Source organism: Macrococcoides caseolyticum (assembly GCF_002902665.1).
Taxonomy (GTDB): Bacteria; Bacillota; Bacilli; order Staphylococcales; family Staphylococcaceae; genus Macrococcoides; species Macrococcoides caseolyticum.
The window spans coordinates 32445-48000 of record NZ_PPRM01000002.1; the positions used below are offsets into that span (position 1 = coordinate 32445).

The 15556-nt window shown below is 38.5% G+C and carries 21 protein-coding genes; 20 read left to right on the plus strand and 1 reads right to left on the minus strand.

Annotated elements, in window-relative coordinates:
• The first annotated feature begins 45 nt into the window (after nt 1–45).
• From CD152_RS00480 to fabZ, 20 genes are all read left to right on the plus strand, one after another.
• Nucleotides 46–1050: an L-threonylcarbamoyladenylate synthase gene (locus tag CD152_RS00480; protein ID WP_101038033.1), complete on the plus strand. Its 1005-nt coding sequence runs from the start codon at nt 46–48 to the stop codon at nt 1048–1050.
• 7 nt (nt 1051–1057) lie between these two features.
• A complete protein-coding gene (locus CD152_RS00485) occupies nt 1058–1480 on the plus strand; it encodes a low molecular weight protein arginine phosphatase (protein ID WP_103214205.1) in 423 nt (140 codons plus the stop codon).
• A 68-nt stretch (nt 1481–1548) separates the two neighbouring features.
• Entirely contained in the window at nt 1549–1995 is a 447-nt protein-coding gene (gene rpiB, locus CD152_RS00490) for a ribose 5-phosphate isomerase B (RefSeq protein WP_101038029.1), read from the plus strand.
• Nucleotides 1988–2512, plus strand: a complete 525-nt coding sequence (locus tag CD152_RS00495) for a TIGR01440 family protein (RefSeq protein ID WP_101038027.1) — start codon at nt 1988–1990, stop codon at nt 2510–2512. Before rpiB ends, CD152_RS00495 begins: the two co-directional genes overlap by 8 nt.
• Nucleotides 2513–2521: 9 nt before the next feature.
• Complete coding sequence (locus tag CD152_RS00500; RefSeq protein ID WP_103214206.1) at nt 2522–3757, plus strand: serine hydroxymethyltransferase; 1236 nt, start codon at nt 2522–2524, stop codon at nt 3755–3757.
• 21 nt (nt 3758–3778) lie between these two features.
• Nucleotides 3779–4408 carry a uracil phosphoribosyltransferase gene (gene upp / locus CD152_RS00505; RefSeq protein WP_015912264.1) on the plus strand — a complete coding sequence of 210 codons (630 nt, stop codon included), beginning with the start codon at nt 3779–3781 and terminating at the stop codon, nt 4406–4408.
• A gap of 14 nt (nt 4409–4422) precedes the next feature.
• Nucleotides 4423–5565 carry a non-hydrolyzing UDP-N-acetylglucosamine 2-epimerase gene (gene wecB, locus CD152_RS00510; RefSeq protein WP_101143468.1) on the plus strand — a complete coding sequence of 381 codons (1143 nt, stop codon included), beginning with the start codon at nt 4423–4425 and terminating at the stop codon, nt 5563–5565.
• 187 nt (nt 5566–5752) lie between these two features.
• Nucleotides 5753–6106: an ATP synthase subunit I gene (locus CD152_RS12215; protein ID WP_015912262.1), complete on the plus strand. Its 354-nt coding sequence runs from the start codon at nt 5753–5755 to the stop codon at nt 6104–6106.
• Between the two features lie 24 nt (nt 6107–6130).
• Nucleotides 6131–6853 carry a F0F1 ATP synthase subunit A gene (gene atpB / locus CD152_RS00520; protein WP_015912261.1) on the plus strand — a complete coding sequence of 241 codons (723 nt, stop codon included), beginning with the start codon at nt 6131–6133 and terminating at the stop codon, nt 6851–6853.
• 47 nt (nt 6854–6900) lie between these two features.
• Complete coding sequence (atpE, locus tag CD152_RS00525) at nt 6901–7113, plus strand: F0F1 ATP synthase subunit C (RefSeq protein WP_041636195.1); 213 nt, start codon at nt 6901–6903, stop codon at nt 7111–7113.
• Nucleotides 7114–7178: 65 nt separating this feature from the next.
• Nucleotides 7179–7715: a F0F1 ATP synthase subunit B gene (locus CD152_RS00530; RefSeq protein WP_101141526.1), complete on the plus strand. Its 537-nt coding sequence runs from the start codon at nt 7179–7181 to the stop codon at nt 7713–7715.
• The gene (gene atpH / locus CD152_RS00535) at nt 7715–8248 is read left to right on the plus strand and encodes an ATP synthase F1 subunit delta (RefSeq protein ID WP_103214207.1); all 534 of its coding nucleotides are present in this window, start codon (nt 7715–7717) and stop codon (nt 8246–8248) included. Before CD152_RS00530 ends, atpH begins: the two co-directional genes overlap by 1 nt.
• 22 nt (nt 8249–8270) lie before the next feature.
• Complete coding sequence (atpA, locus tag CD152_RS00540; protein WP_015912258.1) at nt 8271–9782, plus strand: F0F1 ATP synthase subunit alpha; 1512 nt, start codon at nt 8271–8273, stop codon at nt 9780–9782.
• 31 nt (nt 9783–9813) lie between these two features.
• Complete coding sequence (gene atpG, locus CD152_RS00545) at nt 9814–10680, plus strand: ATP synthase F1 subunit gamma (protein ID WP_015912257.1); 867 nt, start codon at nt 9814–9816, stop codon at nt 10678–10680.
• An 18-nt stretch (nt 10681–10698) separates the two neighbouring features.
• Nucleotides 10699–12114 (plus strand): F0F1 ATP synthase subunit beta, encoded by a 1416-nt coding sequence (gene atpD, locus CD152_RS00550; protein ID WP_103214208.1) that lies wholly within the window; start codon nt 10699–10701, stop codon nt 12112–12114.
• 18 nt (nt 12115–12132) lie between these two features.
• Complete coding sequence (locus tag CD152_RS00555) at nt 12133–12543, plus strand: F0F1 ATP synthase subunit epsilon (RefSeq protein WP_015912255.1); 411 nt, start codon at nt 12133–12135, stop codon at nt 12541–12543.
• A 53-nt stretch (nt 12544–12596) separates the two neighbouring features.
• Complete coding sequence (locus CD152_RS00560; RefSeq protein ID WP_101141519.1) at nt 12597–12818, plus strand: DUF1146 family protein; 222 nt, start codon at nt 12597–12599, stop codon at nt 12816–12818.
• A gap of 75 nt (nt 12819–12893) precedes the next feature.
• Nucleotides 12894–14177 carry a UDP-N-acetylglucosamine 1-carboxyvinyltransferase gene (gene murA, locus CD152_RS00565; protein WP_101141517.1) on the plus strand — a complete coding sequence of 428 codons (1284 nt, stop codon included), beginning with the start codon at nt 12894–12896 and terminating at the stop codon, nt 14175–14177.
• Between the two features lie 13 nt (nt 14178–14190).
• Nucleotides 14191–14421 carry a DNA-directed RNA polymerase subunit beta gene (locus tag CD152_RS00570; RefSeq protein ID WP_050742453.1) on the plus strand — a complete coding sequence of 77 codons (231 nt, stop codon included), beginning with the start codon at nt 14191–14193 and terminating at the stop codon, nt 14419–14421.
• A complete protein-coding gene (gene fabZ, locus CD152_RS00575; protein WP_101141515.1) occupies nt 14421–14858 on the plus strand; it encodes a 3-hydroxyacyl-ACP dehydratase FabZ in 438 nt (145 codons plus the stop codon). Before CD152_RS00570 ends, fabZ begins: the two co-directional genes overlap by 1 nt.
• A 78-nt stretch (nt 14859–14936) precedes the next feature.
• Here the strand turns inward: fabZ and CD152_RS00580 are convergent, their stop codons facing one another.
• Nucleotides 14937–15368, minus strand: a complete 432-nt coding sequence (locus tag CD152_RS00580) for a YwpF-like family protein (protein ID WP_015912252.1) — start codon at nt 15366–15368, stop codon at nt 14937–14939.
• Nucleotides 15369–15556: the final 188 nt, after the last annotated feature.

Sequence of the window (15556 nt, forward strand, 5' to 3'; positions counted from 1 at the left end):
TTTTTATTTTTACATGAAAGAGCTTTAAATAAAGGAGTGAACTAAGTGAGAACAAATGTTTGGGATGTGCGTAACTATGTGGAAGATTTGTCCACATATCCACACGTACAGGAAATCATTGCAGGCTTCAAAGCAGGAGAGACGATTGCAATTCCTACTGAAACAGTATATGGTTTAGCAGCTGATGCTACAAATAGAGAGGCAGTAGCAGCGATATTCAAAGCGAAAGGCAGACCGCAAGATAATCCGTTGATTGTACATATTCATCATCTGTCGCAGCTTGAATGGTTTACTCATGATATTCACGCTGCGGCTTATAAGTTGATGGATTATTTCTGGCCGGGGCCGATATCATTTATCGTTCCAGTAAAGCAAGGCATTCTTGCGGAAAGTGTTACTGCGGGACTAAACACGGTAGCAGTACGTATGCCTGCACATAAGGTTGCGCATCAACTTATCGAGATGACTGATTTGTTGCTCGCGGCACCGTCTGCTAATACGAGCGGCAAACCGTCACCTACGAAAGCAGAACACGTGATTCATGATATGAAAGGGAAAATATTTGGCATTGTTCAAAGTGAACAAGTTGAAGTCGGAATAGAAAGTACGGTTGTTGACTGCAGTCAGTATCCATTCAGAATTGCAAGACCAGGAGCGATTACACACAATGATCTGGAAATGGTGGTACCTGGATGTATAAGCGATGAACGTATTATGGGAGACAAACCAATTGCTCCAGGTATGAAATATCGACATTATGCGCCGGACAGCCCATTAGAATTAGTGGAGCGCTTTGAAAGTTTGGAACTGACTGCAAATGAAGCGGTCATTGCACCACTAAGTGAAAGGCATAAAGTGAATGGTGGAAGGTTTTTTAAACTTGGTACTACTTATGAAGATAGTGGTGGTGCAATGTATGATTTATATGATGCACTGCGCAGTGCAGATAGTATAGAGGGAATCGAAAAGATATATATTACTGACTTTACGTCTTATAATGGTAGTGATGCGTTAATGAATCGTATCAATAAAGCGGTTACAAGAAAGTAGGTGGCATATGGAAATCGTATTTGTTTGTACAGGGAATACTTGTCGTAGTCCGATGGCAGAAAGTATCGCAAAATCACTTAATTCTAACCATTTATTTTCTTCAGCTGGGCTGTATGCACAAGAAGGACAGCCCATTTCAAAGCACGCAGCATCAATCATTGAACAGGAAAACTTGGTACCTGTAACAGAGAGTCATCAGTTCGATGTGATAGATAGTGAAAAGGATTTAATATTGACGATGACAAATAGTCATAAAATGCAAATTAAGTTAATGTATCCGGAAAGTAATGTATATACTTTAAAGGAATATGCGTTGAATGAGAAGGGAGATATATCAGACCCTTATGGAGGGGATCTCTCGGTGTATTTAGAAACTTATAACGAACTTTCTTATTATATTCGTGAAATGCTGCAAAAGCTAGACCAATAATTGATTTACTCATACATGAATTACGGTATAATATAGAGTGATATATATATTTAAGGGAGGTTGTTTATTTGAAGATTGCAATCGCAAGTGATCATGGTGGATTTCAGTATAAAGAGAAAATCATTGAACTATTACAGTCCCAAAATATTGAATATATGGATTTTGGCCCACTAGATGAAACATCTGTAGATTATCCTGATTATGCTAAGCCAGTTGCTGAGAGTGTTGTGAATGGAGCGTGTGACCGTGGAATCTTGATTTGCGGCACAGGTATTGGAATGAGTATTGCAGCGAATAAAGTGCCAGGTGTTCGCTGTGCCTTAGTGCACGATGTATTTACAGCACAAGTGACGCGTGAACATAACAACTCTAATATATTAGCAATGGGACAACGTGTGATAGGCGAAGGGTTAATGTTGTTAATTGTTAAGACATGGTTAGAAGCTGAATTTGAAGGTGGTCGTCACCAGAAGAGAATTGATAAAGTATCAGCCCTGGAGTCTTGCAATGGATAGTCTTAAACAGTTAATGACAGAGCTAGAAGCAAAAGATTTCTTTAAAGAGGGCCAATTATGTGTAATCGGTTGTTCTACATCTGAGGTCATCGGCGAAAAAATCGGAACACATAGCTCTGACGAAGTGGCGGCACAGTTCATCGAAATATTTGATGATGTTCATAATAGAACCGGTGTAAATTTTTGTTTCCAAGGATGTGAACACATTAATCGCGCATTGACAATGGAACGAGACGTTATGCTGCGTTACCGACTGGATGAGGTTACAGTTGTTCCTGTAAAGCAAGCCGGTGGTAGCATGTCAGCAGCAGCCTATCGTCACTTTAAGGACGCTGTGGTAGTTGAGCATATACAGGCAGACTGTGGTATTGATATTGGTCAGACGCTTATAGGGATGCATATTAAGCATGTACAGATTCCGATAAGAACCACAACGAAAAAAGTTGGTGAAGCAGTGGTGACGATAGCAACACATCGTCCGAAATTAATTGGTGGGCCACGCGCTCAATATAAATAGGAGGGTATTATGTTAGAAATTAAGCAGCAAGATAATCAAGTATTTGAAGCAATCATGAAAGAATTTGAGAGACAAGATCATCATATTGAATTAATTGCATCTGAGAATTTTGTATCAAAAGCCGTGATGGAAGCACAAGGATCGGTTCTGACAAATAAATACGCTGAAGGCTACCCGCATCGTCGTTATTATGGTGGATGTGAGTTTGTAGATATCGTTGAAGACCTAGCCCGTGATCGTATTAAAGAACTTTTTGGAGCGGAGCATGTCAACGTACAACCACATTCAGGTTCGCAGGCTAATATGGCCGTTTATCGTGTCGCCTTGAAACCTGGAGATACAGTTCTAGGGATGAATTTAAGCCACGGAGGTCATCTTACACATGGTTCATCAGTGAACTTTAGTGGCGTAGATTATAATTTCGTTGCATACGGTGTAGACAAGAAAACAGAAAAAATTGATTATGATGTTGTTCGAGAGCTTGCACGTGAACATAAACCAACACTTATTATTGCAGGCGCATCAGCATATTCAAGAATTATTGATTTTGAAGAGTTTAAAGCGATTGCAGATGAAGTCGGTGCAAAACTGATGGTCGACATGGCACATATTGCAGGGCTTGTAGCGGCTGGCCTTCATCCAAATCCAGTCCCTTATGCAGACTTTGTTACGACGACGACACATAAGACATTACGTGGACCTCGTGGTGGTATGATCATTTGTAAGGAAGAGTATGCAAAAGCAATTGATAAGATGATATTTCCTGGAATTCAGGGCGGACCATTGATGCATGTTATTGCAGCAAAAGCTGTCGCATTTGGTGAAGCATTGACAGCAGATTTTAAAGCATATCAACAGCAAGTAGTACTTAATGCGAAGACATTAGCGGATGCTTTAACTGAAAAAGGATTGCGTATTGTTTCTGGGGGCACAGACAATCACGTGATGAGTATAGATGTAACGAGCTTTAACATTACGGGTAAAGTCGCAGAGCGTGCACTGGACGATGTCGGCATTACTACAAATAAAAATACAATTCCATTTGATAAAGAAAGTCCATTCGTTACAAGCGGTATTAGAATCGGAACACCGGCTGTGACGACACGTGGATTTAATGAAGAAGACATGAAAGAAATTGCATCGATTATTGCGGATGTACTCGCTCATCCAGAAGATGAAAATGTGAAGCATGATGCAAAGGTTCGTGTACGTGCAATAACAGAAAAATATCCATTATATAAATAATGATTAGGAAAGAGGTATAGTATGGCGAAAGTTCATGTATTTGATCACCCACTTATTCAACACAAATTAAGTTATATTCGAGAGGAGTCAACGGGCACGAAAGAGTTTCGTGAGCTTGTAGATGAAGTTGGTATGCTGATGGCATACGAAGTAACACGTGATCTTGAGCTGGATGATGTACAGATTAAGACACCGGTTACTGAGATGACAGCCAAACGTCTGTCTGGGAAAAAGATTGCGGTTGTTCCAATATTGCGTGCTGGACTAGGTATGACTGAAGGTGTGTTGAAGATGATTCCTGCAGCGCGTGTCGGTCACATTGGTCTGTATCGTGATCCCGAGACACTTCAACCTGTGGAATATTTTGCAAAGATGCCACAGGACATTGAAGAGCGCGACTTTATTGTAGTGGATCCAATGCTTGCAACAGGCGGTTCGGCAATAGAAGCAATTAACTCATTGAAAAAACGTGGGGCTGTCAAGATTAGATTCATGTGCCTGGTTGCTGCTCCAGAAGGTGTAGAAGCATTACAAAAAGCACATCCAGATGTAGATATTTATATTGCAGGACTAGATGAAAAACTTAATGATCATGGCTACATTGTTCCAGGATTGGGTGATGCAGGCGATCGATTGTTCGGAACTAAATAATTAGGAGACTTGATATGAAGAAGATAATGACAATCTTTGGTACACGACCAGAAGCGATTAAGATGGCCCCTCTTGTATTAGCTTTAAAGAATGATCCAGAATTAGAACCGATTGTTGTTGTGACTGCACAACATCGTGAAATGCTGGATCAAGTACTTGAGATATTTGGAATTACTCCGGATTATGATTTGAACATTATGAAGGCAGGTCAGACACTGTCTGAAGTGACAAGCCGTGTCATTTTAGGATTAGAAGAAGTAATCAAAGAAGCACGTCCTGATATGATTTTGGTACATGGAGACACAACAACGACATTTGCTGGAAGCCTTGCTGCTTTTTATAATGAAGTAGCGATTGGACATGTTGAAGCGGGGCTCAGAACTTGGCAGAAATACTCTCCATTCCCAGAAGAAATGAACAGACAAATGACAGGTACTTTGGCAGACCTTCACTTTGCACCGACTGATGATGCAGCACAGAATCTTCGTAATGAAAATAAGCCTGAAGATAGAATTGTTATCACTGGTAATACTGCGATTGATGCTTTAAAGACAACGGTAAAGTCGGATTATCGTTCTGATATATTAGACAATGCGGGTGAGCGTAGAGTGATTCTATTAACTGCACATCGAAGAGAAAATATTGGTCAGCCAATGCATAATATCTTCAGTGCAATCAGAAGAATTGTAGACGAGTTTGAAGATGTTGAAGTTGTCTACCCGATGCATAAAAATCCGAAAGTGCGTGAAATTGCTGCAGAACACTTAAGTGATCACGATCGTATTCAATTGATTGAACCTTTAGATGTTATCGACTTCCATAATTTCGCAAGTCGCAGTCATTTTATTTTGACAGATTCAGGTGGTGTGCAAGAAGAAGCACCATCATTAGGAAAGCCAGTGCTTGTGCTACGTGACACAACTGAACGTCCTGAAGGTGTTAAAGCAGGGACATTAAAGTTAGCGGGTGTTGAAGAAGAAGATATTTATCAATTGACAAAATCTTTATTAACTGATGAGGCATTATATCAGTCAATGTCTAAAGCGAGCAATCCTTATGGTGATGGTGAAACTTCACAACGTATTTGTGAACATATTAAATATTATTTCAGCTTGACAGAAGAAAAACCTGCGCCATTTAAAGTTGAAAGCAGGTAAGTGCGTTTGCAATTATCAGACTTTTTATCAAACGCTTAAATGTGTCTAAAATGTGAACATTTAGTGAAATTTTAATTTTCAAGTTTTTCACATAGCATTGACACATATTTTACCCTATATTATCATAAATTAGGAATGAAACTGTTTTCATTCATGTGAAAACTTTTTCTAAGGAGTTTATCCTGATATGTCAGAATTTAAGACATTTTTCAACTTGTATCTAAAGTATTTTTTATGCTTGATAATTCTACTTGCTATTATTTATATTTTCTATAGAAATAGCTTCATATTAGGATTGATCATCGGTACAACTGCTTCGGCAATTAGTAGTTTTGTCTGGCATCACAATTTATTGCGAGCAATCAATAGTGATGCACTCTATGTTTCGAGTGGTATGGGGATTCGCTTTTTAATAGCGGTCATGGCATGCCTCTTCTGGGTAAGATTTCCGGAAAGCATAAACTTACTTGGAATCGCACTCGGCCTGATGTTGACGTATGTCATGATTATCATACATTCTGTTAACAGTTTGAAAAAATAATACATATATGGAAGAGGTGAAGTAATGGGACACGAATCACCCCTCTATAGTCTTGATTTATTCGGTCATGAAATGATATTTGATCTTTCATCGATGTTGATGCTTACGGTGACAGCAGCAATCGTGTTTTTGATAGCGATGCTCTTTACACGAAATTTAAGTGTAAGACCTCACGGTAAACAGAACTTTATTGAATGGATTTTTGACTTTACAAGAGGAATTATCAACAGTAACATGGCGTGGAATAAAGGTGGGCGTTTTCATTTCCTGGCTGTAACATTGTTATTATTTATCTTTGTTGCAAATATGCTGGGATTACCATTTGCAATTATTAATGGTCACACATTATGGTGGAAATCTCCAACAGCAGACCCGACAGTTACATTAACACTTTCTACATTGATGGTACTATTAACACATTTCTATGGTGTTAAGATGCGCGGTACGGGTAATTACTTAAAGAGTTTTGCTCAACCAGTATGGTTTATGGTGCCATTTAAAATCATCGAAGAATTTTCATCAACTTTAACGCTTGGTCTGCGTCTTTACGGTAACATTTTCGCAGGTGAAGTATTGCTCGGATTACTTGCAACGTTAGGTACAGCTGGTGCAGCTGGTATGCTAGGTGCAGCAATCCCAACTCTTATCTGGCAAGGTTTCTCAATTTTTGTAGGTTCAATTCAAGCCTATATTTTTGTAATGTTATCAATGGTTTATATGTCACACAAAGTGTCAGACGACCATTAATATAAAAATTTTAAAAACTATCATATTTCTTTAGGAGGAAATTATTAATGAATTTATTAGCAGCAGCAATCGCAATTGGTTTAGCAGCATTAGGAGCAGGTATTGGTAACGGATTAATCGTATCTCGTACAGTTGAAGGTGTAGCACGTCAACCAGAAGCACGTGGTCCATTAATGACTATCATGTTCATCGGTGTAGGTTTAGTTGAGGCCCTTCCTATCATCGCAGTAGTAGTAGCATTCATGGTAATGAACCGTTAATTATAAAATATAACTCGTTAAAGGCGAAGTCGTTCTGATTTCGCCATTCATTTATGAAAAGTGCGATGAAAGGAGCGTTATACTTGAATTTCTTATTATTAGGTCAAGCAGCTGAACATACTGGCGTACAGTGGGGAACAGCGGCATATACATTAGTATTATTTGCACTATTGCTATTCTTATTAAGCAAATTCGCATGGGGACCATTAAAGAACATTATGGACGAACGTCAAGCAGGTATTACAGCTGACCTTGACAATGCGAAACGTCAAAACGAAGAAGCTAAGCATTACGCTGAAGAAAATAAAGCGTTATTAGCTAAAACACAACAAGAAGTATCTGTCATTATGGAAGATGCTAAGAAACAAGCTAAAACACAGCAAGAAGAAATTATTCATGAAGCAAATATGCGTGCAAACAAAATTGTTAGCGATGCACAAGTAGAAATTGAAAATGAAAAACAACGTGCAATTGCAGACATCAATGATCGTGTTGCTGAATTATCAGTACTCATTGCTCAAAAAGTTATTAACAAAGAAATCAATGAACAAGATCAAAAACAATTAGTAAGAGAGTTTATCGAAGAGGCAGGCGATAAATAATGGCTATCGTCCAGGATAAATACGCACAAAGTCTTTTTGAAGTAGCACAAGCACAAGGTGTACATGAAAGTGTACGTCAAGATCTTGTTGAAATTAAAGAAGGATTAGCTGGAAATAAAGCATTTTTTGCATTTGCAGAAGATCCAAAAGTATCAAGTGAGAAACGTCATGCTTTTGTTGAAGCAACATTTAGTGGTGTTGATAAACCGTTACGTAACTTATTAAGCATACTTGCTGATAAGAAACAGCTTGCTTTGTTACCATCAATTGCTGACTATTACACTGAGCACTATAACAAGTTCAACAATCAGCAATATATGAAAGTTGAGTCAGTATATGCTTTATCAAGTGAAGAGCTTGATGAAATCGGAAAAGCGTTCATTAAACGTACAGGCTATAAAAAATTACTAATTGAAAACATAGTAAATAGCACTTTAATTGGTGGTATACGTGCAACAATTGGTACGACTGTTTATGATGGCTCTGTAGCAAATGAACTAACACAACTTGAAAAATCGTTTCACAAACAATAATTTCTTAAGAGGAGTGACATAAATGGCCATCAAAGCTGAAGAAATCAGTGCGTTACTTAAATCACAGATTGAAAATTACGAGTCTGGTATGACAGTAACGGATGTAGGTACAGTTATCCAGGTCGGTGACGGTATCGCATTAGTACATGGTTTAAACAACGTTATGGCTGGAGAACTTGTTGAGTTCCATAACGGTGTATTAGGCCTTGCACAAAATTTAGAAGAAAACAATGTAGGGGTCGTAATTTTAGGACCTTTCACAGATATTAAAGAAGGCGACGAAGTTAAACGTACAGGTCGTATTATGGAAGTACCTGTCGGTGAAGAATTAATCGGTCGCGTTGTTAACCCATTAGGTCAACCAATCGATGGTCGAGGACCACTTAACACAACGAAAACACGTCCAATCGAATCACCAGCAACTGGTGTAATGGATCGTAAATCAGTAGATGAGCCTTTACAAACAGGTATTAAAGCGATTGATGCATTGGTACCAATCGGTCGTGGTCAACGTGAGTTAATTATCGGTGACCGTCAAACAGGTAAAACTACAGTAGCAATCGATACAATCCTTAACCAAAAAGACGAAGACATGATCTGTGTATACGTTGCAATTGGCCAAAAAGAATCTACAGTACGTACTGCTGTTGAAACATTACGTGCACACGGTGCATTAGATTACACAATCGTTGTATCTGCATCTGCATCACAACCAGCACCATTATTATACATTGCACCTTATGCGGGTGTAGCGATGGCTGAAGAATTCATGTTCAATGGTAAACACGTATTAATCGTATATGATGATTTAACAAAACAAGCAGCAGCTTACCGTGAATTATCTTTATTATTACGTCGTCCGCCAGGTCGTGAAGCATATCCAGGGGATGTATTCTACTTACATAGCCGTCTGTTAGAGCGTGCAGCGAAATTAAACGATAGTTTAGGTGGCGGTTCTATTACTGCATTACCATTCGTTGAAACACAAGCAGGGGATATCTCAGCATATGTACCTACGAATGTAATTTCAATTACTGACGGACAAATCTTCTTACAATCAGATTTATTCTTCTCAGGTGTGCGTCCAGCAATCAATGCCGGACTTTCAGTATCACGTGTAGGTGGTTCTGCACAAATTAAAGCGATGAAGAAAGTAGCCGGAACATTACGTCTTGACTTAGCATCTTACCGTGAACTAGAGTCATTCGCGCAATTTGGTTCTGACTTAGATCCAGCAACAAAAGCGAAATTAGAACGTGGTAAACGTACGGTTGAAGTTTTAAAACAAGATCAGAACAAACCATTGACAGTAGATAAACAAGTTACAATTCTGTATGCATTAACTAAAGGTCACTTAGATGATATTCCGGTTCAGGATATTACACGCTTTGAAGATGAATTCCTAGGATGGGTGGGTTCAAACGCACCACATATTTACCAGGAAATTCGCGAAACGAAAGGCTTACCGGCTGATGAAGTATTCGTAGAAGCAATTAATGCATTCAAGAAAATCTTCAACAAGTCTGAAGTATAGAACGGGAAATTAATCATAAGGTGGTGACAAAATGGCTTCATTAAGAGACATAAAAGGCCGTATTAATTCGACTAAAAAAACAAGTCAAATCACTAAGGCAATGCATATGGTTTCAAACTCTAAATTACGTCGCGCTGAAGAGAATGCAAAAAGCTTCTATCCATATATGGAGAAGATGCAGGATGCAGTTACCGCTATTGGTGGAAGTAATTCAGATGCAAACCATCCGATGCTTCAAAAACGTCCGGTGAAAAAGACAGGTTACTTAGTCATAACTTGTGATAAAGGTCTTGCAGGTCCATACAATGCAAACATTTTAAAAAGTGTAACGCAAAAAATTCAGGAACGTCATAATAATAATCCAGCTGAATACGGTATCTTAGTTATCGGTCGAGTAGGTTATGATTTCTTACGTGCTAGAGACTATAACGTTGAAGGGCAAATTATTGGATTATCAGATCAACCATCTTTCAAATCTATTAAAGATATTAGTCACACAGCAGTATCACGTTTTGAAACTGGGGAATATGACGAACTTTACATGCATTATAGTCATTTTATCAGCGTACTTGAGCAAGAAGTTCATGAACGAAAAATCTTACCAATATCTAAGGAAGAGGTTTCAGGAGAATCGAAACTCTCTAACTATGAATTTGAACCAGATAAAGATGCAATTTTAGAAGTCATTCTTCCGCAATATGCAGAAAGTCTGATTTACGGTGCTATCTTAGATGGTAAAGCAAGTGAACATGCTTCACGTATGACTGCAATGAAGAATGCAACAGATAACGCAAAAGAATTAATCGATGATTTATCATTACAATATAACCGTGCGAGACAAGCCGCGATTACTCAGCAAATTACTGAAATTGTTGGTGGAGCAGCCGCATTAGAATAACACTTAGGAGGAATAAACATGGCAGTAGGTCACGTAATCCAAGTTATGGGTCCGGTTATTGACGTTCGCTTTGAACATGGTCAATTACCAGCATTAAACAATGCCTTAACTTTAGATATCGAACGTGGAGAAGGTAACACTACAAAGTTAACATTAGAAGTTGCCCTTCATTTAGGTGATGATGTAGTACGTACAATCGCAATGAGCTCTACTGACGGTGTACAACGTGGAGCGCAAGTCACTGATACTGGCGCACCGATTTCTGTACCAGTTGGTAACGCAACATTAGGTCGCGTATTTAACGTATTAGGAGAGAAGATTGACTTAGAACCTGAATTAGATGGTACTGTACGTCGTGATCCAATTCATAGACAAGCACCTAAATTCGAAGAGTTATCAACAAAAGTTGAAATTTTAGAAACTGGTATTAAGGTAGTAGACTTATTAGCACCATATATCAAGGGTGGTAAAATCGGTCTATTCGGTGGTGCCGGTGTAGGTAAAACAGTATTAATTCAAGAATTAATCAACAACATCGCTCAGGAGCACGGTGGTATTTCAGTATTCGCTGGAGTTGGTGAGAGAACACGTGAAGGGAATGATTTATTTCACGAAATGAGCGATTCAGGTGTTATTAAGAAAACAGCCATGGTGTTCGGACAAATGAACGAGCCACCAGGTGCACGTATGCGTGTTGCATTATCTGGTTTAACAATGGCTGAATACTTCCGTGACGAGCAAGGTCAGGACGTATTATTATTCATCGATAACATCTTCCGTTTCACGCAAGCAGGTTCAGAGGTATCTGCCCTTTTAGGACGTATGCCATCAGCCGTTGGTTACCAACCAACACTTGCAACTGAAATGGGACAATTACAAGAGCGTATCACTTCAACAAACGTAGGATCAGTTACATCGATTCAAGCGGTATTCGTACCAGCAGATGACTATACTGACCCGGCGCCGGCAACTGCTTTCGCTCACTTAGATGCAACAACGAACTTAGAACGTAAATTAACTGAGATGGGTATTTATCCAGCCGTTGACCCATTAGCGTCAACATCTCGTGCATTAACGCCTGCCGTAGTTGGTGAGGAGCATTACGAAGTTGCACGTCAAGTTCAAGCAACTTTACAGAAGTATCGTGAACTACAAGATATCATTGCAATCTTAGGTATGGATGAATTATCTGACGAAGATAAAAAGACTGTTTCACGTGCACGTCGTATACAGTTCTTCTTATCACAAAACTTCCATGTTGCTGAACAGTTTACGGGACAAAAAGGATCTTACGTACCAGTTAAACAAACGGTTCAAGACTTCAAAGCAATTCTAGAAGGTAAATATGACCATATTCCTGAAGATGCTTTCCGTTTAGTAGGCGGCATTGAAGCAGTTTTAGAACAAGCTAAAGGCATGGGTGTAGAAGTATAAACATAGGAGGAAGAAACTATGAACAAATTAGCAATTGAAATAGTCACTCCTAATGGATCAATATACTCAGAAACTGAAGCTGAATTAATTGTTCTACAGACTGAGTCAGGTGAAATGGGTGTGATGGCTGGACATATTCCTACAGTCGCACCACTTAAGATTGGTGCTGTTCGTGTGACGAAGCCAGGCAATGATAAAGACTACATTGCTGTAACTGAAGGATTTGCTGAGATTCGTCCACAACAAGTATCGGTGTTAGTGCAAGCTGCAGAACAAGCAGAAGGAATTGATATTGAGCGTGCAAAGGAATCATTAAAGCGTGCAGAAGCACGTCTTAATGAAGATAAAGCAGCCCATGTTGATTTCCATCGTGCAGAACGTGCATTGCATCGCGCGATTAACCGTATTGAAGTCGCGAAATTTAGATAATAAATAAAGGAGTGAGACAATTGTCTTGCTCCTTTTTTACATAGGAGTAGCTTATGAATGTTTATGCTTTAACATATATCGTGCTTTATATTGGCATTACAGGAGTTGTATTTAATAGTTTGCAGGCAATAAGAACAGAGCAGTGGTTTAAAGAGAATCGTACTAAAGAGATTCAGATTCTCTTTATCGGCATCAGCATGTCTTTAGGTTATCTTATTACTAATTTTCTCATTGACTTGATTAAATATACAAATCAGATATTTATATTATTTTAATGTATAAATAATGTAATTGTAGGGTAAATGTTATAAAATACTTGTATAGATAAGTTAAGAAATTCGGAGGAAATAATGGATACAATTATAGTAAAAGGTGGAAATAGATTATCAGGGCGTGTAAAAATCGAAGGAGCGAAAAATGCTGTATTGCCTATCATGACTGCATCATTGTTAGCGTCTGAAGGTGTTAGTGAATTTACGAATGTACCTGCTTTGTCTGATGTAGATACAATCTCAGCAGTATTAGAAGGATTAAATGCAAAAGTAGAAAAAAATATTGAACAAAATAAAGTAGTAGTTGATGCACGTGGTGAACTTTCGACACAAGCTGCATATGAATTTGTAAGTAAGATGCGTGCTAGTGTACTTGTGCTTGGACCATTGCTTGCAAGGTTTGGTTATGCTGAAGTTGCGATGCCTGGAGGGTGTGCGATTGGTTCAAGACCTATTGAGTTACATCTTAAGGGTTTAGAAGCATTAGGAGCAGTTATTGAGCAGAAAAATGGTTATTTAGTCGGTACTGTTAAAGACAGACTGAAAGGTGCCGATATCTACCTGGATTTTCCGAGTGTCGGAGCGACACAAAATATTTTAATGGCTGCTGTTTTAGCAGAAGGAAAGACAGTCCTTGGAAATGTTGCACGTGAACCAGAGATTGTAGATCTCGCAAACTTCTTGAACCAAATGGGTGCTAATATTCAAGGTGCTGGTACAGATACGATTACCGTATATGGTGTAGAGACATTGACTGGAGCGAAGCACGAGATTATTCCGGACCGCATTGAGGCAGGAACTTTTCTAGTAGCTGCTGCAATCACACGTGGTGATGTGTATGTTGAAGGTGCAATTTATGAGCATATGCATGCGCTTATTGCAAAACTGAAAGAAGCTGGATGCCATATTGAGATTGATACGAGAGGAATTCATCTGTCTGCAGAACAGAATCTTAAAGCAATTGATATTAAGACAATGCCGCACCCCGGCTTTCCCACGGATATGCAAGCTCAGATGATGGCGCTTATGTTATCATTAGAAGGTAATAGTAGCGTTAACGAGACTGTATTTGAAAATCGCTTTATGCATGCGACAGAGTTCCAGAAAATGAATGCTCAAATTAAAGTGGATAAGCGATTTGCTTATATTAGCAACAGTACATTACAAGGTGCAGATGTTGCTGCTACAGATTTACGAAGTGGCGCTGCACTTGTTCTTGCAGGTCTTATTGCAAAAGGCTATACTAAAGTAACTGCACTGCATCACCTGGACCGAGGCTATGTTGATTTCCATAAGAAGCTTCGCAATCTTGGCGCAGAAATCGAACGCACAGGTGATACAAAACAATTAATCAAAGCCTAGGAGCGTATGCATTATGAAGTTTGAACAGCCTATTTATAAACAAAAGGTCAGTAAAATCGGAGAAACAGAAGTTGTTCATCGCACAGTTCCAATTTATATTACACTATTCATTATATTTGCATTCATGATTGTATTATTTATTGTTGGAATGATGATTGGATATGGCTTTCTCCATTCACCGACTGATATATTTAAACCTTCTACATGGCAACATCTTAAAGAACTTACTGGGAGTGACAGCTAATGGAAACTTTATTGTCTTTTGATGAAATTAAGAAGATTATCCCCCATCGTTATCCGTTTTTATTGATTGATCGTATTACCGAACTGGAAGAGGGTAAACGTTGTACGGGAATTAAACAAGTAAGTGGTAATGAACCTTTCTTCCAAGGACATTTTCCTGAATACGCAGTAATGCCTGGTGTACTTATAGTAGAATCACTGGCACAAGTCGGTGCAGTTGCAATGCTGAAACTAGAAGAGAACCAGGGAAAACTTGCGATGTTTACAGGGATTGATAAGTGTCGCTTTAAATCTCAAGTCACGCCTGGAGATACGTTAACTTTATCCGTTGAGATGACTCGTGTTAAAGGTCCTATCGGTAAAGGTACTGCTACGGCGAAAGTCGGAGACAAGCTCGCTTGTAGCTGTGAAATCAGCTTTGCAATCATCGAGAAGTAAGTAAATTAGAACAGCAAAATAAAAACACCTGAGCGATAGTTTTTCTGTATCGTTTGGGTGTTATTTTTTGTTTATTTATTATTCATTTTCATCTTTTAATTTTGGTTTTGACTGCATCTTTCTATTAAATGCAGTGATTAGAGCCTGACCAGATAGACCTTCGTTTACTAATTGCTCTAATAGCTTTTCTGCATATGTCTGTCTTAACGTGTAAATATGGCATTCGAAAATTACAGAAATCTTATCATTCAACTTCTGGATGTCCTTAATTGTAGACTCGAACATCGCAGGGTCATTGGAGGCACGAGTAATAACTACACGTGTATCAAGAATGGTTTCGTTATGCATATACGTTTCCATCGTCTCCAGATGAATTTCATCTATCAATATTTCAAGTAGCCAGCCTGTACCGCTATTCTCTTTGTTTATTATTACGCCGTCATATAACATATATTCCTTAATTGCTTCATCTTCAACGAGCTGAAATCGAACTGCTTTGAACGTTTTCATGTATATCCCTCCATTATCTATTATAATTCTTTGAATAAATTTTTCAAATTACAATATTTAAATAATTACGTTAATTTTAAGATATTTTTTATTATATTTTGCTCAGTTTTTAAAAAATTATATAGATTTCTATACCATTTTTAAATTACTGCAGTTTTTCAAAGTTCAATTTTTACTCTATATTTTAT

Coding starts and splice junctions, on each gene's coding strand:
- CD152_RS00485 (WP_103214205.1), top strand. CDS start 1,058: ATGGAAATCGTATTTGTTTGTACAGGGAATACTTGTCGTAGTCCGATG.
- CD152_RS00495 (WP_101038027.1), top strand. CDS start 1,988: ATGGATAGTCTTAAACAGTTAATGACAGAGCTAGAAGCAAAAGATTTC.
- CD152_RS00500 (WP_103214206.1), top strand. CDS start 2,522: ATGTTAGAAATTAAGCAGCAAGATAATCAAGTATTTGAAGCAATCATG.
- upp (WP_015912264.1), top strand. CDS start 3,779: ATGGCGAAAGTTCATGTATTTGATCACCCACTTATTCAACACAAATTA.
- wecB (WP_101143468.1), top strand. CDS start 4,423: ATGAAGAAGATAATGACAATCTTTGGTACACGACCAGAAGCGATTAAG.
- CD152_RS12215 (WP_015912262.1), top strand. CDS start 5,753: ATGTCAGAATTTAAGACATTTTTCAACTTGTATCTAAAGTATTTTTTA.
- atpB (WP_015912261.1), top strand. CDS start 6,131: ATGGGACACGAATCACCCCTCTATAGTCTTGATTTATTCGGTCATGAA.
- atpE (WP_041636195.1), top strand. CDS start 6,901: ATGAATTTATTAGCAGCAGCAATCGCAATTGGTTTAGCAGCATTAGGA.
- CD152_RS00530 (WP_101141526.1), top strand. CDS start 7,179: ATGAAAGGAGCGTTATACTTGAATTTCTTATTATTAGGTCAAGCAGCT.
- atpH (WP_103214207.1), top strand. CDS start 7,715: ATGGCTATCGTCCAGGATAAATACGCACAAAGTCTTTTTGAAGTAGCA.
- atpA (WP_015912258.1), top strand. CDS start 8,271: ATGGCCATCAAAGCTGAAGAAATCAGTGCGTTACTTAAATCACAGATT.
- atpG (WP_015912257.1), top strand. CDS start 9,814: ATGGCTTCATTAAGAGACATAAAAGGCCGTATTAATTCGACTAAAAAA.
- atpD (WP_103214208.1), top strand. CDS start 10,699: ATGGCAGTAGGTCACGTAATCCAAGTTATGGGTCCGGTTATTGACGTT.
- CD152_RS00555 (WP_015912255.1), top strand. CDS start 12,133: ATGAACAAATTAGCAATTGAAATAGTCACTCCTAATGGATCAATATAC.
- CD152_RS00560 (WP_101141519.1), top strand. CDS start 12,597: ATGAATGTTTATGCTTTAACATATATCGTGCTTTATATTGGCATTACA.
- murA (WP_101141517.1), top strand. CDS start 12,894: ATGGATACAATTATAGTAAAAGGTGGAAATAGATTATCAGGGCGTGTA.
- CD152_RS00570 (WP_050742453.1), top strand. CDS start 14,191: ATGAAGTTTGAACAGCCTATTTATAAACAAAAGGTCAGTAAAATCGGA.
- fabZ (WP_101141515.1), top strand. CDS start 14,421: ATGGAAACTTTATTGTCTTTTGATGAAATTAAGAAGATTATCCCCCAT.
- CD152_RS00580 (WP_015912252.1), bottom strand. CDS start 15,368: ATGAAAACGTTCAAAGCAGTTCGATTTCAGCTCGTTGAAGATGAAGCA.